At 61.5% G+C, this 25604-nt stretch carries 16 protein-coding genes; 11 read left to right on the top strand and 5 right to left on the bottom strand.

What is annotated here, in order from left to right; translation table 11 throughout:
* The first annotated feature begins 55 nt into the window (after nucleotides 1-55).
* The 5 genes from BMZ57_RS25000 to BMZ57_RS24980 all read left to right on the top strand — a co-directional run bounded on the left by BMZ57_RS25000 (nucleotide 56) and on the right by BMZ57_RS24980 (nucleotide 7997).
* Nucleotides 56-2581: an acyl-CoA dehydrogenase gene (locus tag BMZ57_RS25000; protein WP_044287284.1), complete on the top strand. Its 2526-nt coding sequence runs from the start codon at nucleotides 56-58 to the stop codon at nucleotides 2579-2581.
* A 148-nt stretch (nucleotides 2582-2729) separates the two neighbouring features.
* A complete protein-coding gene (locus tag BMZ57_RS24995) occupies nucleotides 2730-4073 on the top strand; it encodes a 3-oxoacyl-ACP reductase (RefSeq protein ID WP_069673397.1) in 1344 nt (447 codons plus the stop codon).
* A 3-nt stretch (nucleotides 4074-4076) separates the two neighbouring features.
* A complete protein-coding gene (locus BMZ57_RS24990) occupies nucleotides 4077-4967 on the top strand; it encodes a MaoC/PaaZ C-terminal domain-containing protein (RefSeq protein WP_010210012.1) in 891 nt (296 codons plus the stop codon).
* Nucleotides 4964-6262, top strand: a complete 1299-nt coding sequence (locus BMZ57_RS24985; RefSeq protein WP_069673398.1) for an acetyl-CoA C-acetyltransferase — start codon at nucleotides 4964-4966, stop codon at nucleotides 6260-6262. Before BMZ57_RS24990 ends, BMZ57_RS24985 begins: the two co-directional genes overlap by 4 nt.
* A 31-nt stretch (nucleotides 6263-6293) precedes the next feature.
* Nucleotides 6294-7997, top strand: coding sequence for an AMP-binding protein (locus BMZ57_RS24980; RefSeq protein ID WP_010210020.1), 1704 nt, complete (start codon nucleotides 6294-6296; stop codon nucleotides 7995-7997).
* 111 nt (nucleotides 7998-8108) lie between these two features.
* Here the strand turns inward: BMZ57_RS24980 and BMZ57_RS24975 are convergent, their stop codons facing one another.
* Nucleotides 8109-9224 carry a Gfo/Idh/MocA family protein gene (locus BMZ57_RS24975; RefSeq protein WP_010210021.1) on the bottom strand — a complete coding sequence of 372 codons (1116 nt, stop codon included), beginning with the start codon at nucleotides 9222-9224 and terminating at the stop codon, nucleotides 8109-8111.
* Between the two features lie 306 nt (nucleotides 9225-9530).
* On the opposite strand from BMZ57_RS24975, the gene BMZ57_RS24970 reads away from it, so the two are divergent.
* Nucleotides 9531-10559 (top strand): WD40/YVTN/BNR-like repeat-containing protein, encoded by a 1029-nt coding sequence (locus tag BMZ57_RS24970; protein ID WP_029529128.1) that lies wholly within the window; start codon nucleotides 9531-9533, stop codon nucleotides 10557-10559.
* Between the two features lie 15 nt (nucleotides 10560-10574).
* Nucleotides 10575-12950 (top strand): efflux RND transporter permease subunit, encoded by a 2376-nt coding sequence (locus BMZ57_RS24965; RefSeq protein WP_010210023.1) that lies wholly within the window; start codon nucleotides 10575-10577, stop codon nucleotides 12948-12950.
* 39 nt (nucleotides 12951-12989) lie between these two features.
* Here the strand turns inward: BMZ57_RS24965 and BMZ57_RS24960 are convergent, their stop codons facing one another.
* On the bottom strand, nucleotides 12990-17900 hold the full coding sequence (locus tag BMZ57_RS24960; RefSeq protein WP_069673399.1) for a dermonecrotic toxin domain-containing protein: 4911 nt from the start codon (nucleotides 17898-17900) through the stop codon (nucleotides 12990-12992).
* Between the two features lie 139 nt (nucleotides 17901-18039).
* Here BMZ57_RS24960 and BMZ57_RS24955 point away from each other — a divergent pair, with 139 nt between their 5' ends.
* From BMZ57_RS24955 to BMZ57_RS30025, 4 genes are all read left to right on the top strand, one after another.
* On the top strand, nucleotides 18040-18327 hold the full coding sequence (locus tag BMZ57_RS24955; RefSeq protein ID WP_010210024.1) for a DUF5629 family protein: 288 nt from the start codon (nucleotides 18040-18042) through the stop codon (nucleotides 18325-18327).
* Nucleotides 18314-19489: a lactonase family protein gene (locus BMZ57_RS24950; RefSeq protein ID WP_010210026.1), complete on the top strand. Its 1176-nt coding sequence runs from the start codon at nucleotides 18314-18316 to the stop codon at nucleotides 19487-19489. The genes BMZ57_RS24955 and BMZ57_RS24950 overlap by 14 nt, the downstream gene beginning before the upstream one ends.
* 156 nt (nucleotides 19490-19645) lie before the next feature.
* Nucleotides 19646-19825 carry a hypothetical protein gene (locus tag BMZ57_RS24945; protein ID WP_010210027.1) on the top strand — a complete coding sequence of 60 codons (180 nt, stop codon included), beginning with the start codon at nucleotides 19646-19648 and terminating at the stop codon, nucleotides 19823-19825.
* A gap of 159 nt (nucleotides 19826-19984) precedes the next feature.
* Nucleotides 19985-20110 (top strand): hypothetical protein, encoded by a 126-nt coding sequence (locus tag BMZ57_RS30025; RefSeq protein ID WP_021491563.1) that lies wholly within the window; start codon nucleotides 19985-19987, stop codon nucleotides 20108-20110.
* On the opposite strand, the gene BMZ57_RS24940 is transcribed toward BMZ57_RS30025, so the two are convergent.
* The 3 genes from BMZ57_RS24940 to BMZ57_RS24930 are packed head-to-tail and all read right to left on the bottom strand — an operon-like array spanning nucleotide 20107 to nucleotide 25573.
* Complete coding sequence (locus tag BMZ57_RS24940; RefSeq protein WP_010210029.1) at nucleotides 20107-20700, bottom strand: glutathione S-transferase; 594 nt, start codon at nucleotides 20698-20700, stop codon at nucleotides 20107-20109. The genes BMZ57_RS30025 and BMZ57_RS24940 overlap by 4 nt on opposite strands.
* Nucleotides 20697-24335, bottom strand: coding sequence for an AAA family ATPase (locus BMZ57_RS24935; protein WP_069673400.1), 3639 nt, complete (start codon nucleotides 24333-24335; stop codon nucleotides 20697-20699). Before BMZ57_RS24935 ends, BMZ57_RS24940 begins: the two co-directional genes overlap by 4 nt.
* Nucleotides 24332-25573, bottom strand: coding sequence for an exonuclease SbcCD subunit D C-terminal domain-containing protein (locus BMZ57_RS24930; protein WP_038453299.1), 1242 nt, complete (start codon nucleotides 25571-25573; stop codon nucleotides 24332-24334). Before BMZ57_RS24930 ends, BMZ57_RS24935 begins: the two co-directional genes overlap by 4 nt.
* Nucleotides 25574-25604: the final 31 nt, after the last annotated feature.

Below are 25604 nucleotides of genomic sequence, written 5' to 3'. Positions count from 1 at the left end.
TGTCATCCGACCTGGCGCACGTAGGCCGTACCCTGAATCGAGTAGAGGTATCTCCATGGTTATCTGGTTACTGGTGGGTTTCGCAGCAGCGATCGCCCTGGCATATCGACAAGCTGTCGCCACCTTATGGTTGGTCACGGGCCTGATCTGGCTGGCAGCGGGTTACCTGTTCAACGTGGTGGCCGGTTTCGGCACCGCTGTCGCGGCGATACTGGTAGTGGCGCCCGCGTTGCTGATGACGATCAAACCCCTGCGCCGCACCTTGCTGACCCGTAGGGCCCTGGGCCTGTTTCGTACGATCATGCCGGCGATGTCTGACACTGAACGCGCCGCCATCGAGTCCGGCACCGTGTGGTGGGATGCCGAGCTGTTCAGCGGCAAGCCCAACTGGCAGCGCCTGCTGCAAGCGGCACCGGCTAGCCTGAGCGCTGAAGAGCAAGCCTTCCTCGACAACGAAGTGGAAACCCTGTGCGACATCGCCAACGACTGGGAAACCACCCAGATCTGGCAGGACATGTCGCCCGAAGGCTGGCAGTACACCAAGGATGCCGGGTTCCTTGGCATGATCATTCCCAAGCAATACGGCGGTAAAGGCTTCTCCCACTACGCGCACTCCCAGGTGGTGATGAAGCTGTCGACCCGTTGCTCGGCGGCGGCGATTTCGGTGATGGTGCCCAATTCCCTCGGCCCGGCCGAACTGCTGCTGCATTACGGCACCGATGCCCAGCGCAATTACTACCTGCCGCGTCTGGCGAGGGGTGAAGACATTCCGTGTTTTGCCCTGACCAGCCCGTATGCCGGCTCCGATGCAGGGGCAATTCCCGACCTGGGCATCGTCTGCAAAGGCACCCACGAGGGCGAGGAAGTTCTGGGCTTCCGTGTGACCTGGGACAAGCGCTACATCACCCTGGGCCCGATTGCGACGGTGCTGGGCCTGGCGTTTCGCGCAGAAGACCCGGATGGGTTGCTCGGCGCTCCCGGTTCACTCGGCATCACGTGCGCACTGATCCCAACGTCCCATCCCGGCGTCAACAGTGGCCGCCGTCATTGGCCGCTGAACGCGGTATTCCAAAACGGTCCTACCACCGGCAAGGACGTGTTCATTCCGCTTGAGTGGGTGATCGGCGGTCGTGAACAAGTCGGCAACGGCTGGCGCATGCTGATGGAATGCCTGGCGGCCGGCCGGGCGATTTCGCTGCCATCGGCCAACGTCGGCCTGGGCAAGGTGGCGGTGCGCGGCACCACCGCCTATGCCGCGATGCGCAAACAATTCGGCCTGCCCATCGGCAAGTTCGAAGGCGTACAGGCACCCTTGGCGCGCATGGCCGGGCACTTGTATGCCTGCGATGCGGTGCGCAAGGTCTCGGTGGCGTCCCTGGACGCGGGTGAGAAACCGTCGGTGATCTCGGCCATTGCCAAGTACCACGTCACCGAGCGTGCGCGGATCATCGTCAATGACGGAATGGATATCGTCGCCGGCAAGGGCATCTGCATGGGCCCCAACAACTTCCTGGCCCGTGCCTACCAGCAAAGCCCCATTGCCATTACGGTGGAAGGCGCGAACATCATGACGCGCTGCCTGATCATCTTTGGCCAGGGCCTGATCCGCTGCCATCCCTATGTGTTCCGCGAGATGGAAGCTGCGCGTAATCCGGACCGGCGCAAGGCGCTGGAAGCCTTCGACAGTGCCATGTTTGGCCATGTGAGTTTTGTGTTGGCCAATACCGTACGTGCAGCGGTGCATTCCCTTACAGGCGGGCGGTTGATCGCTGCCCCGGCCAAGACCGAGCCGGCACTGGCATCCTACTACCGCCAGGCCAATCGCCTGTCAGTGGTACTCGCGCTGATCTCGGACATTTCCATGGGCGTGCTGGGCGGTGCCCTCAAGCGTAAGGAAAGTATCACTGGGCGCCTGGGGGATATGCTGTCGCAGTTGTACATCCTGTCCTGCGTACTCAAGCGTTTTGAGGACGACGGCCGGCCCCAGGCGGATCTGCCGTTGGTGCATTGGTCGGCCCAGGATGCGTTGCTGCGGGCCCATGAAGCGCTGGCGGAAGTGCTCGACAACTACCCATCGAAACCTGCGGCGGCGGTGGTGCGTGGCCTGACATTCCCGTTCGGGATCCCATTGCGCAAACCGTCGGACCGTCTGCTGGCCCAGGTGGCCGACGTGGTGCAGACACCAGGCGAAACCCGTGACCGCTTACTGGCCAACTCCTACATCCCACGTCCGGAAATCGACAAGCTGGCCTACGGCGAACTGGGTTTCCGTCTGTTGCCGCAGGTGGAGCTGATCGACGCGCGACTCAAACCTGCCGTCAAGCAAGGCCTGATCGAACCGATGCCTATCTCCGCAACGGCCTTCACCGGCTGGCGCGTCAGGGCGCGGGCGCTGGACCTGATCAGCGACGACGAAGACACCTTGCTCGGGCGCTACGTGGAATACGCCGATCACGGCATCCAGGTGGACGACTTCCCGCAGGACTTCGGGTTGCTGGAGGCATTGCAGCAGCGCAAGCAAGCGCTGGAGCCCGTGCCAAAGCGCCGAACCGCCCAAGGTGAAAACGCCTCGGTCAGTTGAGTGGCACTGAATGTACACGGTCAGTGTGGGAGCCGGCTTGCCTGCGATGCAGACGACTCGGTGCATCAGAAACACCGAGGTGATGCCATCGCAGGCAAGCCAGCTCCCACATTGATCGGGTTTACACGTCAAGACAGTGGGTTTACCTATGAGTGACAGCTACCTTACTTTCGTTAATTCCCCTTGGGGCCGTCGCTTGGCCCAGGCCGTTGGTTTACCGCAACCCTTGCCACTGCAACGTCACCGCAGCGGCCAGCAGGGCATGGCCAATCCGGTGATCGTCGCCGGAGCAGGGCGCCTGGCCGCCGAGGTGCGGCGGATTTTCGCGGCTACCGATACCGTTGTCGGCACCCCGGCCACGCTCAAGGCGCCTTCCACGGTGAAAGTGCAGGGCGCCGTGTTTGATGCCAGCGCCGTGGCCGATCTGCAACAGTTGGATGAGTTGTATGTGTTCTTTCACGCCAACGCCAAGCGCCTTGGCCACCACGGGCGCGTGGTGGTGCTCGGCACCGCGCCGGAACAGTGTCAGGATTTGCCCCAGGCCATCGCCCAACGCGCCCTCGAAGGCTTGGTGCGCTCGCTGGCCAAGGAGCTGCGCCGGGCGATCACCGTGCAGTTGATCTACGTGGCGCCCGGTGCTGAAGACGCGCTGGACAGCAGCTTGCGTTTCTTCTTGTCGCGCCGGTCGGCCTATGTATCCGGGCAGGTGGTACGTCTTGTAAAGCCCGTGGACGGTCACGTCACGGTCAACTGGGACAAACCCTTCGCCGGTCGTCGCGCCCTTGTCACCGGTGCTTCTCGTGGCATCGGTTTGGCGATTGCCCAGGTGCTGGCGCGGGACGGCGCCCATGTCGTGTGCGTGGACGTGCCCCAGGCCCAGGCGTCGCTGCAACATGCGGCGGACAGTGTCGGCGGTTCTGCGCTGCCCCTGGACATCACCGCGACGGACGCCGCCGCATTGCTGCAAGCCCATGTCAGCCAATACGGCGCTTTTGATGTGGTGGTGCATAACGCCGGGATCACCCGTGACAAGACCATCGCCAAAATGACCGAGGCCGCCTGGCGCAGCGTGTTGGCGGTGAACCTTGAAGCGCCGTTGCAACTGAGCAATGCCTTGTTGGACAGCCAAGGCCTCACGCCTGGGGGCCGTATCGTTTGTGTCTCGTCGATTTCCGGCATCGCCGGCAACCTCGGGCAAAGTAATTACGCCACTTCCAAGGCAGGCGTAATCGGCCTGGTGCAGGGCCTGGCACCGCGTGCGGCGGCGCAGCAGGTGACGGTGAATGCGGTGGCGCCAGGGTTCATCGAAACCCAGATGACCGCAAAGATCCCGCTGATGATCCGTGAAGCCGGGCGGCGCATGAATTCGCTGTCCCAGGGCGGGCAGCCCATCGACGTGGCCGAGACCATCGCCTGGCTGGCGCATCCTGCTTCCGGCGGGGTCAACGGCCAAGTCGTACGGGTGTGCGGCCAAAGCCTGCTAGGAGCCTGAGCCATGGACTACGTGACGCAAATCATCGATCCGCCGCCCTCACGCACCCGCTTGCTGCTGGACGGCGTGCGTGCCTTGCGCAAACCCAAGCTTGACGGTGCGCCCGTGCTGCCCAAGGAGCGCCTGGTGCGCTCGGCGGTGGCGTTGTCTGCCGGCGACATCGCTGCTTATGGCCGCGCCTGTGGCTTTCGCCGCGAGCAGGGCGTGCCGTTGTGCTATCCCCATGTGCTGGCGTTTCCGTTGCACTTGATGCTGCTGACCCGTCCCAGCTTCCCGTTCCCGGCCAGTGGCATGGTGCACCTGGCCAATCGCATCCGTCAGCACCAGCGTTTGCACGAAGGCCAGGCGTTGCGCATTGAGGTGTATTGCGAGCGTTGGGTTGCCCATCCCAAGGGGCAGGCGCTGAGTATTGCCACCCGTGCCTTCGGTGCCGACACGCTGGTATGGGAAAGCGACAGTCTGTACCTGCGCCGTGATGCGAAAGACCCTGTCGGCGAGCCCTGGGAGGACGCTTTGCCGTTGCAGGAGGAAGGCTTGTTACGTACCCAGCGCTGGGTGTTGCCCGCCGACCTGGGCCGGCGTTTTGCCAAGGTGTCGGGGGATTTCAACCCGATCCACACCTCGGTGATCGGCGCCAAACTGTTCGGCTTTCGTCGCGCTATCGCCCATGGCATGTGGACGCTGGGCCGCGCGCTCGCTGCCCAGCAACCGCCCGGCGGCCTGGACCAGGCCGAGGCGCATTGTGACTTCAAGTTACCGATCTTCCTGCCCGGCCAGGTCGCGCTGTGGCGCCGCCCGGTGACCGGTCCGCGCCGCGAATTCGAAGTGCGCAATTTCGCCGGTGACAAACCCCATATGCGTGGCCTTTTCATCTGGAAAGAGAACCTGGAATGAGTGAATACAGCTTCAACCCGGCCCCGGTCCGACGCGTGGCGATCATCGGCGGTAACCGCACCCCTTTTGCTCGCTCCAACACGGTATACGCCCACGACAGCAACCAGGACCTGCTGGTCGCCGCCCTGCAAGGCTTGGTCGACCGCTACAACCTGCACGGCCAACGCCTCGGTGAGTTTGCCGCCGGGGCGGTGATCAAACATTCGCGCGATTTCAATCTGGCGCGAGAGTCGCTGCTGTCTACCACGTTGTCGCCGGATACGCCGGCCTACGATGTGCAGCAAGCCTGCGGCACCGGGCTGGAAGCGGCGTTGCTGGTGGCGAACAAGATTGCGCTCGGTCAGATCGAGGTGGGTATCGCCGGTGGTGCCGACACCACCTCCGACGCGCCTATCGGCATCAATGAATCCCTGCGCCACACCTTGCTCGCGGCCAACCGAGCCAAGGGCATGGGTGACAAGCTGAAGACACTGCTCAAGGTGCGGCCAGCGATGTTCTTCAAACCGCTGCTGCCACGCAATGGCGAGCCCCGCACCGGTTTGTCCATGGGCGAACACTGCGAGGAAATGGCCAAGCGCTGGCAGATCAAGCGCCTGGCCCAGGACGAGTTGACCCTCACCAGCCATCAGCGCCTGGAGGCGGCCTACAAACGCGGCTTCTTCGACGACTTGATCAGCCCCCATCGCGGCCTGGCCCGCGACAATAACCTGCGCGCCGATGCCAGCCTGGAGAAGCTCGCCGGCCTGTCCCCGGCCTACGACCGGCAAAACGGTACGCTCACGGCCGGCAACTCCACCCCCCTGACCGATGGCGCCTCGGTGGTGCTGCTGGCCAGCGAAGAATGGGCGGCCGCCAACGGCTGGCCGGTGCTGGCTTACCTGCGCACCGGCGAAACCGCGGCGGTGAACTTTGTCGACGGCACCGAAGGCCTGCTGATGGCCCCGGCTTACGCGGTACCGCGCATGCTGGAACGTGAAGGCCTGAGCTTCAAGGATTTTGACTTCTTCGAAATCCACGAAGCCTTTGCCGCCCAGGTGTTGTGCACGCTGAAGGCCTGGGAGGACCCCGATTATTGCCGCGAGCGGCTAGGCTTGGACGCGCCCCTGGGCACCATCGACCGCGCGAAGATGAACGTCAACGGTGGTTCGCTGGGTTGCGGCCATCCCTTTGCGGCCACGGGGGGCCGGCAGTTGGCGGCGCTGGCCAAGATCATCCATGAGAACGGCGGCGGGCGCGGCCTGATATCCATCTGCGCGGCGGGCGGGCTGGGCATTACCGCCATCGTCGAAAAGTAGCTCTATCAAAAACAACAACAAGGAGACTGCCATGAACGCTGTAAGCCTGGAACACACCGAACGGATCTGGTTGAACGCTTACCTGCCCGGCGTCCCGGCGGATATTGACGCCGGTATCGAGGACTACCCATCGTTGCGCGAGGTGTTCCTGGAACACCTGGAGAAGTTTCGCGAGCGGGTGGCGTACGTCAGCATCGGCACCGAAATGACCTACGCCGACTGGCAGGTGCAAGGCGTTGCGTTTGCCGCTTGGCTGCAGGGGCAGGGCGTCAGGAAAGGCGAGCGTGTGGCGCTGATGATGCCTAACTGCTTGCAGTACCCGATCTGCCTGCTGGGCACGATCCTGGCTGGGGCGGTGGTGGTCAACGTCAACCCGCTGTACACCTCCCATGAACTCAAGCACCTGCTCAAGGACAGCGGCGCGGAAACCGTGGTGATTTTCGAAAACTTCGCCCACACCCTGGAAAAAGTCATCACCGGCAGCAGCGTCAAGCGCGTGGTGATCGCGGCCATCGGCGATTTGCTCGGTACGTTCAAGGGCGCGGCGATGAATTTCATCCTTCGCCGTGTGCAAAAGCAGGTGCCGGCGTTCAATCTGCCTGGCTCGGTGCGCTTCAATCAGGTGTTGAAACAGGGGCGGGCGCTCAACCATTTCCCGGTGGAGATGCACCTCGACGCGCTGGCCTTTCTGCAATACACCGGCGGCACCACCGGCGATGCCAAGGGCGTGATGCTCAGCCACCGCAATATCATCGCCAACCTGTTGCAAGCCAAGGCCTGGGTGGGGGATCAACTGGACCAGGACAAGCAGGAAACCAACGTCACCTTGCTACCGCTGTACCACATTTTTTCGCTGACGGTGAATTGCCTGATGTTCATGTGCCTGGGTGGGCGCAACATCCTGATCGCCAACCCGCGGGACGTGAAACGTGTACAGATGATCCTGCGCAAGGAGCGCTTCAACGGGATTGCCGGGGTCAACACCCTGTTTAACGGTTTGCTGGAGAACGAGGCGTTCTGCGCACGGGACTTTTCCGACCTGCGCATGGTGATCGCCGGCGGCATGGCCACGCACACGGCGGTGGCCAAGCGCTGGAAGGAAGTCACTGGGCTGCCGATCATCGAAGGCTATGGCCTCACCGAGTGTTCGCCGGTGGTGAGCATCAGCCCGATCGACATTGCGCGCATGCGCGAGATGGAATTCACCGGCAGCATCGGCGTGCCGTTGCCCTCGACCTGGGTGCGGTTTGTTCGCGAAGACGGTGAGTTGGCTGAGATTGGCGAGCAGGGCGAACTGCAAGTGCGCGGGCCCCAGGTGATGCAAGGTTATTGGCAGCGCCCCGAGGCCACTGCCGAAGTGCTGGATGCCGAAGGGTGGTTGTCGACCGGTGATATCGGGGTAATGGACGCCCGTGGTTACATCCGTCTGGTGGACCGCAAGAAGGATATGATCCTGGTCTCCGGTTTCAACGTTTACCCCAATGAAATCGAGGACGTGGTGGCGCTGCACCCCGCAGTGGCCGAAGTGGCGGCGATTGGCGTAGAAGATGGCGTGACCGGTGAGAAGGTCAAGATCATCGTGGTGCGCAAGGACCCGAACCTGACCCAGGAACAGATTCTTGCCCATTGCCGCGAGTATCTGACAGGTTACAAAATGCCCAAGTATGTGGAGTTCCGCACCACCGAGTTGCCCAAGACCACCGTGGGCAAAGTGCTTCGTCGGGCGCTGCGCTGAGTTGAAGATTTAGGTGATTCAAGTGTGGGCGCTGGCTTGCCTGCGAGAGCGGTGTATCAGTCACATCGCCATCGCAGGCAAGCCAGCTCCCACAGGGTTCGGTGGGTTGGTTTAGAGTGCGTTCACTGTTACCCAGCGTTCTTCGAGGGCAGCTACGCGAATCGCCGTCGCCAGCCGCTCCACCTCCCACGCCGCTTCGAAATCAGTGCCATCCGCGCCTTGACCGGCTATGGCCATGATCAATTCCTGCACTTCCAGCGTCTTTAGTTCGTTGTACCCCAACTGATGCCCCGCCGCCGGACTGAACGCCGCATAACCGGGCAGGGCCGGTCCTGCGAGCACGCGTTGGAACCCGTCCTGGCCCACGCGACACACCTGCAATTCATTCAAGCGCTCCTGATCGAACGCCAGTGTGCCTTTCGTCCCGCTGATCTCGAAACTCAGGTGGTTCTTGTATCCGTGCTTGAGCCAACTGCTGCTCACCGTGCCGCGCGCGCCGTTGGCGAAGCGCAGCAGGGCATGCACCTGGTCATCCACCGCGATGGGTTTGAGCTGCGCGCTGCCGTTGATGGCAGGTCGCCGGGCGTGGACGGTCTGGGTATCGGCACACACACTGACCACATCACCGAGCAGATAGCGCGCCATCGACAGCAAGTGGCTGCCCAGGTCCGCCAGGGCGCCGCCGGCATGCTCGACTTCGCAACGCCACGACCATGGAGAGGCCGAGTCGGCCATGAAGTCTTCGCTGAACTCACCCTGGAAGCTGATGATTTCGCCCAGTTCGCCACCGGCAATCATCTGCCGCGCCAACGTAATCATCGGGTTGTGCTGGTAGTTGTAGCCCACCCGCGTGACGACCCCGGCGGCACTGGCGGCGCGGCGCATGGCGTCGGCTTGTTCCAGGCTCACCGCCAGGGGTTTCTCGCAGTACACCGCCTTGCCCGCCGCGATGGCTGCCATGGCCATGGGGTAGTGCAAATGGTTGGGAGTGGTGATGGCCACTACGTCGACATTGGGATCATTGATCAAGGCTTGCCAGTCGCCGTGGGCCTGGGCAAATCCCCACGCCTTGGCGCAGCGTTGTGCGCGTTCGGTGTCGGCGTCGGCCAGTGCCGCCAGCTTGAGGTGTACCGGCAGTTCGAATACCGCGCGGGCGTTATTGAAGGCCAAGGCGTGGGCACGCCCCATGAAGCCTGTGCCGATCAAGCCGATTCCGAGTTCACGCATTGCCGTGGTCCTTTGGATTATTGTTTTCAGTGGGCTTATTAATGGAATAAAAATTCCCTAAATTCAATAGATGGAATAAAAATTCATTGAGGCCCCGACGATCACCCCGGCGAATGCAGTTATATTCAGGCTCTGACGAAAGCGGCTCAGTTAACAAAAGATAACGTAGCGCCGATTGTCAGACGATTCGAAAGCCCGCTAGGATGGCCCCTGCTTCCTCCAGGCGCTCTAGATTGCAGGTTTCAAGGCCCCGGAAGGCAGCGATAACAATAATAAATGGGAGAAAGGTCTATGAGTGAGCCTGTCATGGGTTGGGTTGTCTGCCGCCCACGCGCCGCACGCAGGGTTGCGATGCTGGCCGCAGCGCTCTCGCTGTTTGGCGCTGTCGCGTTGCCGACGGTTGTCCAGGCCGCCAGCGATACCTCTTTTGCGATTGAATCCCCCAAGGCCGCCAAAGGCCTGATGATCGATGTGGTCCATGCGGGCAAGCGCCTCGTGGCGGTTGGTGATCGCGGGCACATTCTCTATTCCGATGACCAGGGCAGCACCTGGACCCAAGCCAAAGTGCCCACCCGGCAGTTGCTCACGGCGGTGTTTTTCATCGACGACAAGCAAGGCTGGGCGGTGGGTCATGATGCGCAAATTCTTTCCAGTTCCGACGGCGGTGCCACCTGGACCCAGCAGTACCAGGATCTTAAGCGCGAAGCCCCGTTGCTCGATGTATGGTTCAACGATGCCAATCACGGCCTGGCCGTCGGCGCCTATGGCGCGCTGATCGAAACCACCGACGGCGGCAAGACCTGGGAAGACGTCAGCGACCGCCTCGACAACGAAGACCAGTACCACCTCAACGCCATCGCCTCCATCAAGGACGCCGGCCTGTTTATCGTCGGCGAGCAGGGCAGCATGTTCCGCTCCAGCGACGACGGCCAGACCTGGGAAAAACTCGAAGGCCCCTACGAGGGCTCGCTGTTTGGGGTGATCAGCACGGCGCAACCGCGAACCCTGCTGGCCTATGGCTTGCGCGGCAACCTGTACCGGTCGACGGATTTCGGCAGCACCTGGGAGCAAGTTGAGCTCAACGCCGCGCGGGGCGCGCTGGAGTTTGGTTTGTCCGGCGCGACGTTGCTGGAGGACGGCTCGATTGTTGTCGTCGGCAATGGTGGCAGCGTGGTGGTCAGCCATGACGACGGGTTGACCTTCAGCGTATTCAACCGTCCGGACCGGATTTCCCTTTCGTCCGTCACGGCGGCAGGCAATGGCAACTTGATTCTGGCCGGGCAGGGTGGCGTTCGCGTCGCTAAAGCCGATGGCGCCGAACCGACAAAACAATAAGAAGGCGGGGAAAGAATGAGCAGTCATCACAACGATAAAGCGACCTTTCTTGAGCGCCTGATCTTCAACAACCGCCCGGCAGTGATCGTGATCTGCCTGCTGGTGAGCATTTTCCTGTTCTGGCAGGCGACGTTGATTCGCCCCTCCACCAGCTTCGAAAAGATGATCCCGCTCAAGCATCCCTTCATCGAGAAGATGATGGAGCACCGCAATGACCTGGCGAACCTGGGCAACACGGTGCGTATCTCGGTGGAGGCCAAGGACGGCGACATCTTCACCAAGGAATACATGGAGACCCTGCGTCAGATCAACGACGAGGTGTTCTACATTTCCGGGGTCGACCGCTCGGGCCTGAAGTCGCTGTGGAGCCCCAGCGTACGCTGGACCGAAGTGACCGAAGAAGGCTTTGCCGGCGGTGAAGTGATCCCGCAGAGCTACAACGGCTCGCCGGAAAGCCTCGACCAACTGCGCAACAACGTGCTCAAGTCCGGGCAGGTCGGGCGCCTGGTGGCCAACGATTTCAAATCGAGCATCGTTGACATCCCGCTGCTGGAGTCCTACCCGGACCCACAAGACCAGGGCAAGTTGCTGGCCCTCGACTACCGCAAGTTCTCCCATGAACTCGAAGACAAGATCCGCACCAAATTCCAGGAGCAGAACCCTAACGTCCAGATCCACATCGTCGGTTTTGCCAAGAAAGTCGGTGACCTGATCGATGGCCTGATCATGGTGGTGCTGTTCTTCGGCGTGGCCTTTGGCATCACCCTGGTCCTGCTGCTGTGGTTCACCAACTGCCTGCGCAGCACCATTGCGGTCTTGAGCACCACCCTGGTAGCGGTGGTGTGGCAACTGGGCCTGATGCATGCCGCCGGTTTCGGGCTGGATCCCTACTCGATGCTGGTGCCGTTCCTGATTTTCGCCATCGGTATTTCCCACGGCGTACAGAAGATCAACGGTATCGCCCTGCAATCGAGCGAGGCGGACAACGCGCTGACCGCGGCACGCCGCACCTTTCGCCAATTGTTCCTGCCGGGAATGATCGCGATCCTGGCCGATGCGGTGGGCTTCATCACGCTGTTGATCATCGACATTGGCGTGATCCGTGAACTGGCCATCGGCGCCTCTATTGGCGTGGCGGTGATCGTGTTCACCAACCTGATCCTGCTGCCAGTAGCAATTTCCTACGTCGGTATCAGCAAACGCGCAATAGCCAAAAGCAAGAAAGACGCCAATCGCGAACATCCGTTCTGGCGCCTGCTGTCGAAGTTCGCCAGCCCTAAAGTCGCGCCGGTCTCGGTCTTCCTGGCCCTGATCGCCTTCGGTGGCGGCCTCTGGTACAGCCAGAACCTCAAGATCGGCGACCTGGACCAGGGCGCGCCGGAGCTGCGCCCGGACTCGCGCTACAACAAAGACAACAACTTCATCATCAGCAACTACTCCACCAGTTCCGACGTGCTGGTGGTGATGGTCAAGACCAAGGCCGAGGGCTGCTCACGCTATGAAGCCATGGCGCCCATCGACCAGTTGATGTGGAAGATGCAGAACACCGAGGGCGTGCAGTCGGCGATCTCGTTGGTCACCGTGTCCAAGCAGATGATCAAGGGCATGAACGAAGGCAACCTGAAATGGGAAACCCTGTCGCGCAACCCGGATGTGCTGAACAACTCCATCGCCCGTGCCGATGGCCTGTACAACAACAATTGCTCGCTGGCGCCGGTGCTGGTGTTCCTCAACGACCACAAGGCTGAAACCCTCGACCGTGCGGTGCATGCGGTGCAGGACTTTGCCAAAGAGAACAACAAGGACGGCCTGGAGTTCATCCTTGCCGCCGGTAACGCCGGGATCGAAGCGGCCACTAACGAAGTGATCAAGGAGTCCGAGCTGACGATCCTGATCCTGGTGTACCTGTGCGTGGCGACGATGTGCATGATCACCTTCCGCTCTTGGGCCGCGACGCTGTGCATCGTGCTGCCGCTGGTGCTGACCTCGGTACTGGGCAACGCGCTGATGGCGTTCATGGGCATCGGCGTCAAGGTCGCGACCCTGCCGGTGGTAGCGCTCGGCGTGGGGATTGGCGTGGACTACGGCATCTACATCTACAGCCGCCTGGAAAGTTTCCTGCGCGCCGGTTTGCCGTTGCAAGAGGCGTACTATCAGACGCTCAAATCCACCGGCAAGGCCGTGCTGTTCACCGGCCTGTGCCTGGCGATCGGCGTGTGCACCTGGATCTTCTCGGCCATCAAGTTCCAGGCCGACATGGGCCTGATGCTGACGTTCATGCTGCTGTGGAACATGTTCGGCGCACTGTGGCTGCTGCCGGCACTGGCGCGGTTCCTGATCAAGCCCGAGAAGCTGGCGGGGCAAAAGGGTAATTCGTTGTTTGCCCACTGAACCAGGGCGTGAGGGCGTCTTCGCCCTCACGCTCGGTTGTCACTGACGGGGGCGTGGGGCCTGCACGATCTTCAGGAATATCTGGTCCACCGGCGGGGTGATCAGTACGTAGAGAACCCGCCTGAGCGGCACGGCGGACGGTTCCGGCTGCTGGCGCAAATGGGCCTGCACGTGTTCCTTGAGCAAATCCTTCTGTGTGTATTTACGCTGTTCCGCCAACTTCAGGTGCGCCCGCGTGTAGTGCGCGGGCGGGGCGTCGGCGCTGGCGTAGTGAAAGTGCGCATACCACAACACCACCGGCGGTTTTTTTGCCTTGTCATACACGGCGTATTCGGTGAAGAAGTCGCCGCTGAGGGTCGGACGTTGCAGGTCGGCCACGCTGGTCAGGTTGATGTCGATCTGGTTGTGTTCCCATAGATAATTGAGGCTCTCCTGTGTTGGCCATTGGCGCTTATACGCATTACTGCATAAACGCTCTGCCTGCCGGGTCATGTCCCGCGCTTCGTCCCTGTATTCATCGATCAGGCGCTGTACCGCCGGTTTTTGCTCAAGGTGTTCGCGTAGCAATTCATCGGCCAATGCGGTGAGTTTTGCAGCTTGCCCGGTGAGCAGTTCATTCCAGTTGCCGGGGTCAACGTGTTGGCGGGTGAGGGCGGAATCGAGTTTTTTCTGCTCGGCTTCTATCAGTTGACCAATGCCTTTGCGTTCGTTGACCAACGCCAGGGCCAAGCCTTTGATTGTCGCCAGCGATCGACCCGTGGGCGCGGGCTCTGCCGAGGCTGCGGGCGTGTCGGAGGTGGCCTCCCAACCGTCTTCATGCCGGTTGAAGGTGGCAATGGTTTCGCCGGTCGGCGTATCGACGATGGTGAACTGCTCTTCAAGCTGTTGCGCATTGGTCTGCTTGAGGTCCCCAACCAGGTATTTCTTCTTGCGCGTTTTGAATACCCGTTTGGAGGCCGGCTTGGGGCGCAGCGTCTTGGACAAGGGTAATTCGACGTCCAGCGCTTCCTGCTTGCTCACCACGCCTTCCAATTCGGTTTGCGCCAGGGCCTGGGCATATTCAAGGCCTGTCAGCAAGCGCTCGGCCTCCGGGCGCAGGCAGCGTGGATTGATGATCTTGAGCGCACGAATGCCCTCCTCATAACGGCGGTACTCGTTGAGGACGGTTTCATACACGTCCCGCTGATCGGCAAGCGGGTACTCGGCGCCACTGCGCACATCGATGTGAGACTGCAGCGTTTCAAACAGGTCGGTTTGTTCGAGGCGATCGAGGTAAAACCGTTCCAGGGGCACCACCGACGTATGGGTCTTATCAAGGCTGGCGGCGGTGAGATAACTCAGCGTATTGAGCTTCAGGTTGTCGGCAAAAAAGTTCTGCGGGAACTGGATCCGAGACAGCTTTTCCTGGCGTATGGCGCGCCCCGCCACCGAGTCTTGCGCCAGCTGTTCGAGGGTCTGCTCCATGGCCGTGGAGACCTCGGCCATGTGCTGGCGGATGTTTGCCGATTCAACGGTGTTGCTGATGTATTCCTCATAGACCGTGAAATCTTCCAACAGATTATCGATAAACATCCTGCGTGCCATGTGCTCCATGGGCTCACCCGCCCTGGAAAAACGCATGGCGTTCAACCGGTCCAACAGCAGCGTGTGGATGGCCAACTGTTGATCCCAAATGGTTGCCAGGATTCTGGCCCGCTCCTGTACATGCGTACCGGCGCCCCCGACCCGTTCGAGTTCTTTGCCCACTTTGACCATTTCCAGGCGTGGGGACAGTGACTGGGCAAACTGATCTTCCAGGTTTTGCAACAGGATCTGAAACTCGGTGCGCCGCGTCTGGTGCTCCAGGGTTTCCCTCTGATGGCGTTCGGCCAATGCCGGTTTTTGTCGGGAAGTGGCTTTTTGCAGAAGATCCCAGATCAATCGCACGGTTTTGCGTTGGTTCTTCAAGGCTGTGAGGGCGCTCAGCATTTGATCCATTGTTGCCAGGAACGGCGGCATCAAGACGTTGATTTCTGAATTGAGTGCTTCCCCGCGCGCGATGAGTTCGGCTTTTCTACGTTGGTTTTCCTCACGCAAACTCGCCATCCGCTTGGGACCACCGCCTAGCAGTTTCAGGCCACGGTCCAATGTCCAATGCCCCTTGCCGTCGGTTTTCAGCTTGATGCCTGGGTGGTCGGGTTTCTGCGGGTGAATGATGAAGACCTCGCCAAACCCCGGCGTAATGCTGACCCTGAACAACAGGCCGCCGACCGAGGCATGCCATAGGCCGTCGATCCTGTACAACCCTTGGTGAGGGCCGATGCTGATCGGGTTCGGCAGCGGCGTAGGCCAGGCAATGTTGACCGCGCGCAGCGTGTTCAACAGCTTGCTCGCGGCCGCATCACCGGCCACCGATTGGTCAAAGTCCAGCAGCGTACGGCCTCCACCGGGCGGTTCGGAAGGCACGCCAATCTTGCCGTGTTCAATCAGGACCGTTCGCGCCAGCGGTGAGCCAGCCGGCTTGCGTCTGAAAGGCTGGCGCGTCATGACCTGTGTATCCGGCGCCGCGATGTCGGGTGCCACAGTCACCGAGCCATGGTGCAACAGCAGCATGGCGATGTTCTGCAGCAGGTCAACCCAAGCCAACTCCCTTGCCGTCGGGTCATGGCTCTCCAGGGCCGACACGTCCTGCGTGAGGCTTTGTACCAGTTGCATCAGCCAGCCGACGGCCGCCAGCGGCCCGCGTACGGCCATCAACAGCGTGTTGAACCCCAGTTGCATGCCTTCGATTATCAGTGCCCAGCGACTTTCCCTGTTGGACGTCGATGCGCGTTCGGCCTGGTCCAGCAACTGCCGGGTTTCACTGCCGAACAGGTACTCCATCAGGCGCCCATTGTTCAGCGCCTGGAGGATTTCATCGCTGCTCTCGTCACCAGCGCCAGCCAATTGTGCAGGCTCGGGAACGCTGGGCAACGGGGCGAATTCCGAGCCCATGCCGACTCTGACAATGTGAGGCTGTGTGAATCCGCCGTTGCTATAGATGGCTCTCGCGGTCTCCGGCAGCCAAGTCAAGACGCTGTCCTGCAGCGCGCCCGGCACTGCGATGGCTGCCAGCAGGCTGTCGCGATTGGCAAACTCCAGCAGTGCGTCGCGATAGGCGGGCCGATACAGCACGTGCGGCCCTCGCTGTGTATCGCGGGGTTCGATGATGAACATATTCTGTACGACGTCGGCCGTGGCGCCGGGCTTGCGCAGGAAGGCCAAGGCGCGGATGACAATGGCGTCATCGTCGACCTGCTGCGCCAATGGCTCGGGGTCGAGCACGGCACTCACACAACGAACACCGCGATGGGTCAGGCCCGCCTGTCCTTTGATCTTGTGTTCCAGCGCCTGTGTTTTCAGATGAACCGGGCGCTGCTGTTCGAACAGGCGTTGGCGTTTTCGCGCGACGTCGGTATCGCTCATCAGCGCCTGGCGTAGGTAACGAGGGTAGTTTTGGCCGATGTCGACACGCTGCACCAATTGGCGGATGTAATCGTCGGTCAACCAGGCTTCGAGTTCACGACCCGCGCGATGGCGCAGTGTCATACGGCCTTTGGGCGCACCCGACAGGTTTTGCAGGGCCAGATCGACCAGGCTTATGCAGACCGGTTCGACGTAGCCACCGGCCAGTGTGCCGACCGGGACGTGGAAGGTCAGTTCCAGGTCATCTGCGTTGTACCCGGCTACGCGCGCAGCGTCATCGCAATGACGTCGGCCGCCGAGCGCCTGCGCGCGGTCCAGGCACAGTTGGTGATTCAAGTGCTCGGTGGCATAACTGCGCAGCGTTTCTACGCCAGCGAAGTCTGAGTCACCCAGGGTCAGTCGGCGTATACCGGCTTGCTCCAGCAGGCACTGATGATAGGCCAGACGGTCGGCGGTGCTGGCGCGCTGCAGCCAGCCAGGCAAGCCTGCCTGGATCGAGGCCAAGGTGGTCCGTGGGGTGCTGGATGAGGCGCTGAACAAGAGCGCCGGGTCGGTGGCCGTGGCAAACAAGTCCTCCAGGGCTTGCACGCTGGATGTGCCGGGCAATTCAATCGCGGCCAGGTTATCCAATTGCTGGTTGATGATCAGTGCGGCTTGCACCTCGAAAATATTGCCGTCGGGCTCGTACTGCTGCCAGGTGATCCTGTCGGCGCCGTAACGTTGTTGCATGCTTGCACCCCATGCCTGGCCGAAGGCATCGAGGTCGGCGTATGCCTCGATTTCTCCCGATACGCGACACAGCAACACCTGCGCCTGGCAGACCACCAGGAGGTCGATGGCTTGCAGGGTGAGTCGGCTGCGAGCCTGGTCCAGATGCGTTTCCAGGGTATAGGCGTGTACCGCGCCCTCACGCCCTGGCCGGCGTGCACGGGTGGCGCGGTCGGGGTAGCGGGCCAGCGTGGCCAGGGTTTTCAGTGCGGGCATCGCGGCGCCGGCCTGGCCAATCGCCGAATCCAGCAGCGAGCCTTGCAGGACCTTGGCCAACCATTGCCAGCGACTGCCGCCGGCATCGCTGTCCTGGCTCCAGTAGGTTGCCAGCGCGTCTTGGAAGCCGATGAACAGTAGTGTCGGCAGCTCCCGGATGACAGCTTCGATCACCGCCAGGTCATAATCGCGAGCACCATTGCCTTGAAAGGTGAGGCGGGCGCCGGTGGCATCGGCCAGGTAGCAATCCAGGTTGTTGCGCGCAGACAAGTCCGGGAAACTGCCATCGGCCATGTAGCCCAGCGTCACCTCCAGCAGCGGCAATAGGGCGCGGCCACCGCCGTCCCGCGGTACGGCCAGTCGCAGTTCACCGACGGGATGCGCCAGCGGCGGGTAGTGTTCTTTCAAGTGGGTGGTCAGCATCTGCGCGGTGACTGAGCGTAACGTCGGGCGGGTGCGAAACTGGGCCTCAACCGCTTGTCGGGTCGGGTGTGCGGCAGGTGGGGTGTTGGGGTCTGTCATGGGTATTCCTTTACGCGGGATAGGACATGCCCAAGCAAGGTAATGCGCAGCGCCGCGACCCGGTGGTAGCCCGTTATGGTTTAGGCCCTGGCGGCAAACTCGCCTATGATTAGCCCTTTGAACCTGATGAAAGACTGTGATGACTGATAATTTGCCTGCCGTCCTTGAAGCTTCCGACATGCTTGAAATCGATGGGCTGCATGCCTTCGACTTCGTGCTCGATAAAGAGAAACTGCTGATCATCGCCATGGACGGCCGCGCGGAAAAACGCTGGTGCTTCAGCCTGGAGCAAGTCCAGGCAGCTACCTTCGATGACACCTTGCAAAGCTGGACCCTTACCGGTGAGTCGGGCGAGCACCGCCTGATCTGCATGAGTGCGTTCACCGGCAACAATAACAACGAGGAGCAAGCGGATGATGATGCGTAAATTCTGGCCCCTGCTGATGGCGGGCAGTGTCGGTGCGATGTCGGTGCAGGCCGCGCCGGCCGAGACTTACGAGTTGCTGGTGGGTAGCTACACCGCGGGCAGCAGCGAAGGGATCTATCGCCTGCAGTTCAATAGCCGGACCGGTCAGTTCAGTGGCAAGCCGGTACTGGCCGCGAAGGCTGCCAACCCGTCGTGGCTGACGGTCTCCAAGGACCAGAAACACCTGTTCGTGGTCAACGAAAACGGCCCCGGCCAGAACGACCCGGTCGGTCGCGTCAGCAGCTACAGCATCGATCCGCAGAATTACCAGCTCACCTTGATCAATCAGGTGCAGAGCCTCGGCAACGAGCCGACCCACTCCAGCGTCGCCGCTGACGGGCGCTATGTGTTTGTCGCCAACTATTCGGTACTCGAAGACCCGGGTGGCAGCCTGGCGGCCCTGCCGGTCGATGCGACGGGCAAGCTATCAGCTCCCGTGCAACTGAGCGGGCATCCGTCCAGCCGTGTGAACCCAGAGCGGCAGGCGTCCAACCATGTGCACTCGGTAGTGTCGTCGCCAGATGGCCAATACGTGTTCGTCCAGGACCTGGGCGCAGACAAGGTGTTTGCCTACCACTACGACCCCAAGGCCAACCCTGAACAGCCCTTGGCGCCGGCCAGCCCGGCCTCGGTGCAACTGCCACCCGGCAGTGGCCCACGGCACCTGCTGTTCAGTGCAGATGGCAAGCATGCGTGGTTGACCACCGAGATGAGCGCACAGGTGGCGGTGTTTGATTACAAGGACGGCCAATTGACCCAGACCCAGCTGGTGGACTTCGCCGCCGGGCAGCCGGTGTCGGACAAGGCCGGCGCCGCGTTGCATGCGTCCAGTGATGGCAAGTTCCTCTACGTGAGCAACCGTGGTACGGCCAACCAACTGCTGGTGTTCAGCATCGACCCGGCCACCGCGCACCTCAAGGAGCTGCAACGCCGTCCCGTGGAAGGCGACCACCCGCGCGAGTTCAGCCTGGACCCGAGCGGGCGGTTTTTGTTGATCGCCAACCAGAAAAGCAATGAAATCGTGGTGGTCGAACGCGACCCCAAGACCGGCCTGCTGGGTAAAACCGTGCAGAAAATGCCGATCGATGCGCCCAGTGACCTCAAGTTCCTGGTGCGTCAATAAGCCACAGGCCCCGCGATGCGGGGCCTGAGCCTTTGTATTAATTCTATTAATAGCGGCTACTGTTTCAAAGCATTTCTAAGGCTTAGCCCTCGGGCGTAAGTTTGGTTCCAAGGCCTTCCCCGGCCACTCAATCAAACGCACACAAGGGTTACCGACATGAATTTGAATCTCTTCTCCATCATCGCCGCTTCCGCTGTTTCCGCCACTGTTGCGCTGCCAGCAGCAGCCAGCGTGGAAGTCACCGGCAAAAAATCCAGCACCAGTGCCTACACCCAGAAATACCTGCAACAAAGCGCCAACTTCTACGCCGCACTCGATCACAAAACCCAGCAATAACCTGCACACCCGCAGACGCCAAACCACTGGAACGAAGCCTGGCTCGTTCGAGTGGTTTGGCGTTTGTGCAGGCGTGGAAGAAAAATGATTGATATCACATTGCCATGTGTTTAAATTTGACGCTCAACTTTTGACGCTTTTCTTCATGGAATCGACAGCATGGCAATCCGACTCGCCGCACTCATACTGGCCCTCTATTCCGCGCCCATCCTGTCTTCCGTGCAGGGGGTAGACAGTGAGCCTGAGATTGCCCGCGAGCGCTTGTTGGATTTGGCCCAGGGCTAAACCTTCGCCATCACCGCGACAAACAGCGGCGATTGCAGAAATCGCTCCAGCCAATGCTGCAAGCGGGGGTACGGGGCACTGGCAAACCAGTCCCGATCCACATGGGCAAACTGCCGCACGAACGGCGCCAGGGCCATGTCCGCCAGGCTTGGATGATCCGCCAGCAAATAGGCGCGGCCCGCCAGTAATGCTTCAAGCTTGCGCAAAAATACTTCGCCCTCGGCCCGATAGTGTTCCATCGGCAGTTCCGGGTAGCGTTCGGCGTACTTGTATCGATCCAGGTGATACTTGAAGCCTTGGTCATTCTCGGCAACAAGCGCCAGCACCGCCGGATCACCCTGCAGTAACCAATCCTGCGGATCATGCTGCGCCAGCGCCCATTGCATGATGGCCAGGCTTTCCTCGATCACCTCGCCCGCCACACTCAACACCGGCACCGTGCCCTTGGGCGACAGCGCCAGCATCTCGGCCGGCTTGGCCTTCAGGCTGACTTCAATGATGCGCACGGGCACGCCGCTGTAGCGCAAGGCCAGCCGCGCACGCATGGCATAGGGGCAGCGCCGGAATGAATACAGCAGCGCCTCGCTCATTTGACCTCCAGGGTGCTCAAGCCATTGCCCTGGCGCTTGACCTGAATCTGCACAGGAATGCGTTCGTGCATTTCCTGTACGTGGGAGATCACCGCAACCTTACGGCCTTGAGCCTGCAAGCCATCCAGCGCATCCATCGCCAATTGCAACGATTCCGGGTCGAGGCTGCCGAAGCCCTCATCGATAAACAGTGACTCGATCTTCAACGTGCTGGAAGCCATCGACGCCAGGCCCAAGGCCAGCGCCAGGGACACCAGGAAGGTTTCGCCGCCGGACAACGAATGCACCGAGCGCAATTCATCGCCCATTTCCGTGTCCATCACCAACAGGCCAAGCATGCTGCCGCCACGCTTGAGGCGGTAACGCCGCACCAACTGACGCAGTTGCACGTTGGCGTGGTGCACCAACAGGTCGAGGTTGTAGGCCTGGGCGATCTTGCGGAAGGTGTCGCCGGTGGCCGAGCCGATCAGCGCGTTCAGGCGTGCCCAGCGTTGCCACTCGTCATAGGCTTTGGCGATGTGCTCGGCGAAGGCCTGGTTGGCCTCCTGGCGGCGCTGGTCTTCGGACTGCCGTGCGCGCAGTTCGGCGCAGATTTTCTCGCCTTCGGCCAATTGCTGGTTGAGCGTTGCCAGGGCGCTGTCCAAGGCTTGGGCCTCAAGATTGCCATTGTGCAGGGCCTGGTGGTCGGCGAGGCGCTGTTCGCGTTCTTGCAGCAGCACCTTGGCCTGTTCGACGGCTTTTTCGCTGAGCTGCAACTGTTGGCGCAATTGGCTGACCTGGGCGTCATCGTAGGCCAGCAAATGGCTAAGCCCTGCGTCATCGAGTTCCGGGTGCAGGGCACGCCATTCGCTGATGCGCGTGGCGAGGGCATGGTGTTCGGCCTGCAACGCGTGTTCGCGTTCCTGCTGGGCCTTGAGGTCGGCGGCCAGTTCGATCAGTGCATTGTGGATCTCTTGCAGCTGTTTGTTTGCGTCGGTTTCGCTTTGACGTGACTGGGTCACGGCCTGTTCCAGCTGCTGCTGCCAGTGTTCGGCGCTGGAGTGCTCGCCCAGTAACGCGCTGAGTTTTGCCTGGGCCGTTTGCTGTTGGCTCGCCAGCTCGTTGACCTGCTGGAGCAGGGCGTCGAGTTGTTGCTGGCGATGTTGCTGGTGAGTCTGTTCCTTCTCGATCGCCTGTTGGCGATCTTGTTGCTCAGCCAGCTCATCGCGTTGATGGCCCAGCTGTTCCAGGCGCTGGTTGACCTGCTGGTCCAGCTGCATGAAGGTGGCGGCCGGCTCGGCGCGCAGACCTTCCAGGGTGTCCGCGGGCAGCAGGTTGGCGAAGGCGCTCAATTCCTGGTCGAGGCGTTCGCGGTCACCGGCCAGCTCGCGTTGCTGGTCGACCAACAATTGACGGGCCTGCTGGCTCGCGTCCTGGGCGGCTTGCAACTGCTGCTGCAGGCGCCCGGCGTTTTGTTGCAGATTAAGCAGGGCGCCTTGGCGTTGTTCGTCCTGGCTGATGCGCTGGGTCAGTTGGCCCAGTTGCTGTTCGAGCCAGGCGCTGCGTTTCGCAGTTTCCTGGTTGAGCAACGACGCGTACAGCGGGTGTGCATCCAGGCTCGGCTTGAGTGCTTGCTGTTGCGTCGCCAGGTGTTCCTGCTGTTGCAGGTATTCCTTCTGCTGGGCGATCAAACCGCCCACTTCGCCACGCAACTCGGTGAGCTTTTCCTTGAGTGTATCGACCGCTTTCTGCGCCGCGGCTTCTTCGTTTTCGTCATGACGACCGAGGCTTTGCAACAGGGCTTCGGGCTGGTGGTACGGATGTTCGTGGCTACCGCACACCGGGCAGGGCTGGTCGTCCTGCAACTGCTCGCGCAACTCTTCGACGCTGGCGCTGCGGGCCAGGCGCTGGCGTTCCAGCAGCTGTTTGGTCACGCTTAGCGTCTGTTCGGCAACGCTCAGCTCTGCCTTGGTTTGCAGGCCGGCCTGGTTCAACTGCTCGCGCTGCTGTTGGGCATCGGTGAGCTTTTGCGTCAAGGTAGCGGCTTGTTGGTCCAACTGCTGCTGGTTGTCCCACAGGCGTGTCAGATCTTCGAACGCGCGCTGCTGTTTGCGATTGTCTTGCAGCAGGCTGGCCAGCAGTTGGATCTGCTCGGCCACGGCGTGAGGCTCGGCACCGGCCTCCTGATACAGCAGGTCCAAGGCTTCGCGTTGCTGGGTGAACTGTTCGGCGGCGCTGGTCGCACGTTGCTCCAACTGCGGCAGTTCGGTTTGGCCTTTATTCAGGCGGTTGCCTATCAGCATCAACTGTTGCAAGCGGTCGCGGTAGGCGGTCCAGGCGTCGCTGAGCGGTGCCAGCGCCGCGCTGCGGTCAAGCTCGGTGCTCAGGCGTTGCAAGCGTTCGGCGACCTGGTTCTGTTTTTCCAGCAGGCCAGTGAGCTGGGCCTGGCCGTCGATGCAGGCGCTTTCGTGTTGCTGTTTGTCCTCGATGCGCTTTGCCAACTCTTTGGTCAAGTGGGCGAGGGTGCTCTGTTCTTCGAACGCCTGGCGCAGCAAAGGCACGGCATCAGCCTGGTTTTTCAGGGCTTGCGCCAATGCGGTTTGCGCGCTGGCTTGCTGTTGTTGGGCCTGTTCCTGGCGAGTATGCAGTTCGCCTTGTTGTTGGCGATGCAACTGGATCTGCGCGGCCAGCGGCGCAAGCAGGGTGCTCAGCTCTGCCTGGCGCGCAAACTGGTGACGCTGTGGCGCCAACTGATCCAGGCGGCTCAGGTCGTCACGTTGCTGGCCCTGGTTATCCCACTCGGCCTGCGCCCGCTGTAGCTGTTCGGTAGCGGCGAGTTGGCGCTCTTGCCATTCGCGCAGTTCCTTGAGCCAGGTGTGCTGCAACTCCAGCTGCTTGAGCTGGGCTTGCTGGGTCTTGAGGTGTTGTTGCGCCGCGTCGAATTGCTGATCCAGTTCGGCACGGGCTTCGGCGGCCAGCGGCACCACACCGGTCGCCTGGTCCTGTAGCTGTTTATGCGCTTCCCTGGCCTCTTTGGCCTTGTCGAACGCGCGCCGACCGAGCTGGGTGTAAAGGGCTGTGTCGGTGAGTTTTTCCAGCAGTTCGCTGCGCTCATTGTCGTTGGCCTTGAGAAAGGCGCTGAACTCACTTTGAGCGAGCAACACGGCACGGGTGAACTGTTCGAAGTTCAGGCCCAGGGCCAGTTCCAGTTGGGTCTTGTATTCGGTTTTCTGGCTGGCCAGCAGTTGGTCACTGTCCAGGTCGATCAGGCTTTGGCGGCTGTTCTGCAATTTGCCGCTGGCTTTGTCCCGTGCGCGGTTGGCTTCCCAGCGTGCGCGGTAGCGACGGCCACTGACGCCGACGAAGTCCACCTCGGCATAACCGCCACCGGTGCCACGCCGCAGCAAGGTGCGCGGGTCACCAATGGAAATGTCGCTGTCGGCATCCGGCATCTTCGCCTGGCCGGTATCGCCCAGGCGCGGCACCGCGCCAAACAGTGCCAGGCACAAGGCATCGAGCAGGGTACTTTTACCGGCGCCGGTCGGCCCGGTAATCGCGAACAAACCGGCACTGGCCAGCGGCTCGGCGGTGAAGTCGATCTCAAACGGGCCCGCCAGGGAGGCGAGGTTTTTCAGGCGGATGGCGAGGATCTTCATGGCTGTTCGCCCTCCTGTTGCACTTCCTGGAGCAGCACGGCGAAGTCCTTCAAGGTCTGTTCATCCACGTCACTGCCATAACTGTCCTGCCAGGCGCGGCTGAACAATTCCTGGGGCGTGAGCTGGTCGAGATCGATCAGGCGGTCGTCGCCTTCGTCCTCACGGCTGCCGGTACCGGCGTATTCGGCGGCGATGCGCACCAGGCGCACGGCCTTGCCTTGCAGGGCGCTTTCGATCTGCTGACGCAGATCGGGTTGTGGTTCATCCAGGCGTACGCGAACTTCGAGCCAGGGGTGGCGCTGGGTTTCGGCAAGCAGGTCGATATCCGGCAACTCGGCCAAGGCCTTGAGGATATCGGCCAGGGGCGCGGCTTCCAGGCGTTGCAGGTCGACCGAGCGGGGGATCAGCAGCGGTTCGACACTCACCAGGCATTGGCCCTGAAACGTCACGTCGAGAATCTGGTGTTTATAGCCGATTTCGGAAAACGACAGCGGAATCGGCGAGCCGCTGTAGCGAATGCGTTCTTCGCCATTGACCTTTTGCGGCTTGTGCAAATGGCCGAGGGCAACGTAGGCGACACTTCTATCGAACAGGCTGGCCGGCAGCGCCTCGGCATTGCCGATGATCAGGCTGCGCTCGGAGTCTTCCGACACCGAACCACCGGCCATGTGCGCGTGGCTGATGGCAATCAGCGCCTGGCCTTTTTTGCGCTTGGCGTTGGCGGCGGCGATCAGCCATTCATGCACCTGGCCGATGCCGCGCAGGTAGTCGTCACCCAAGTGCGCACCGGTGACTTCCGCCGGACGCAGGAACGGCAACGCCAGGCACCAGGCGGCAATCTTGCCTTTGGCATCCGGCAGCGGAATCAGCAGGCGTTCGGCGTCGAGTTGGCCGTCATCCAGCCACAGCACGCGGCCCAGCGCATGGGTACGCAGGCGCCGCATCAACGGCGCGGGCAGCTCGATACGCGAGCCGGAATCGTGGTTGCCGGCGATCATCACGATGGTCAGCTTGGGGTTCTGTTCATGGGCGCTGATGATGAAGTCATACAGCCGCTCCTGGGCCTTGAGGGGCGGGTTGACCGTGTCGAAGATATCGCCGGCGATCAGCAGCACATCCGGGAGATGGGTTTTCAGTTGGCCCAGCAGCCACTCAAGGAAACAGGCGTGTTCGAAGTCGCGTTCCTGGCCATGGAGGTTTTGGCCCAGGTGCCAGTCGGAGGTGTGAAACAGACGCAAGGCGAACTCCGTGGAGAATATGAAAAGGAAG

The sequence above is a fragment of the Pseudomonas simiae genome (genome assembly GCF_900111895.1).
Lineage (GTDB): Bacteria > Pseudomonadota > Gammaproteobacteria > Pseudomonadales > Pseudomonadaceae > Aquipseudomonas > Aquipseudomonas simiae.
Note: the sequence above shows the minus strand (reverse complement) of the source record. Positions and strands in the feature narration are given on the sequence as shown.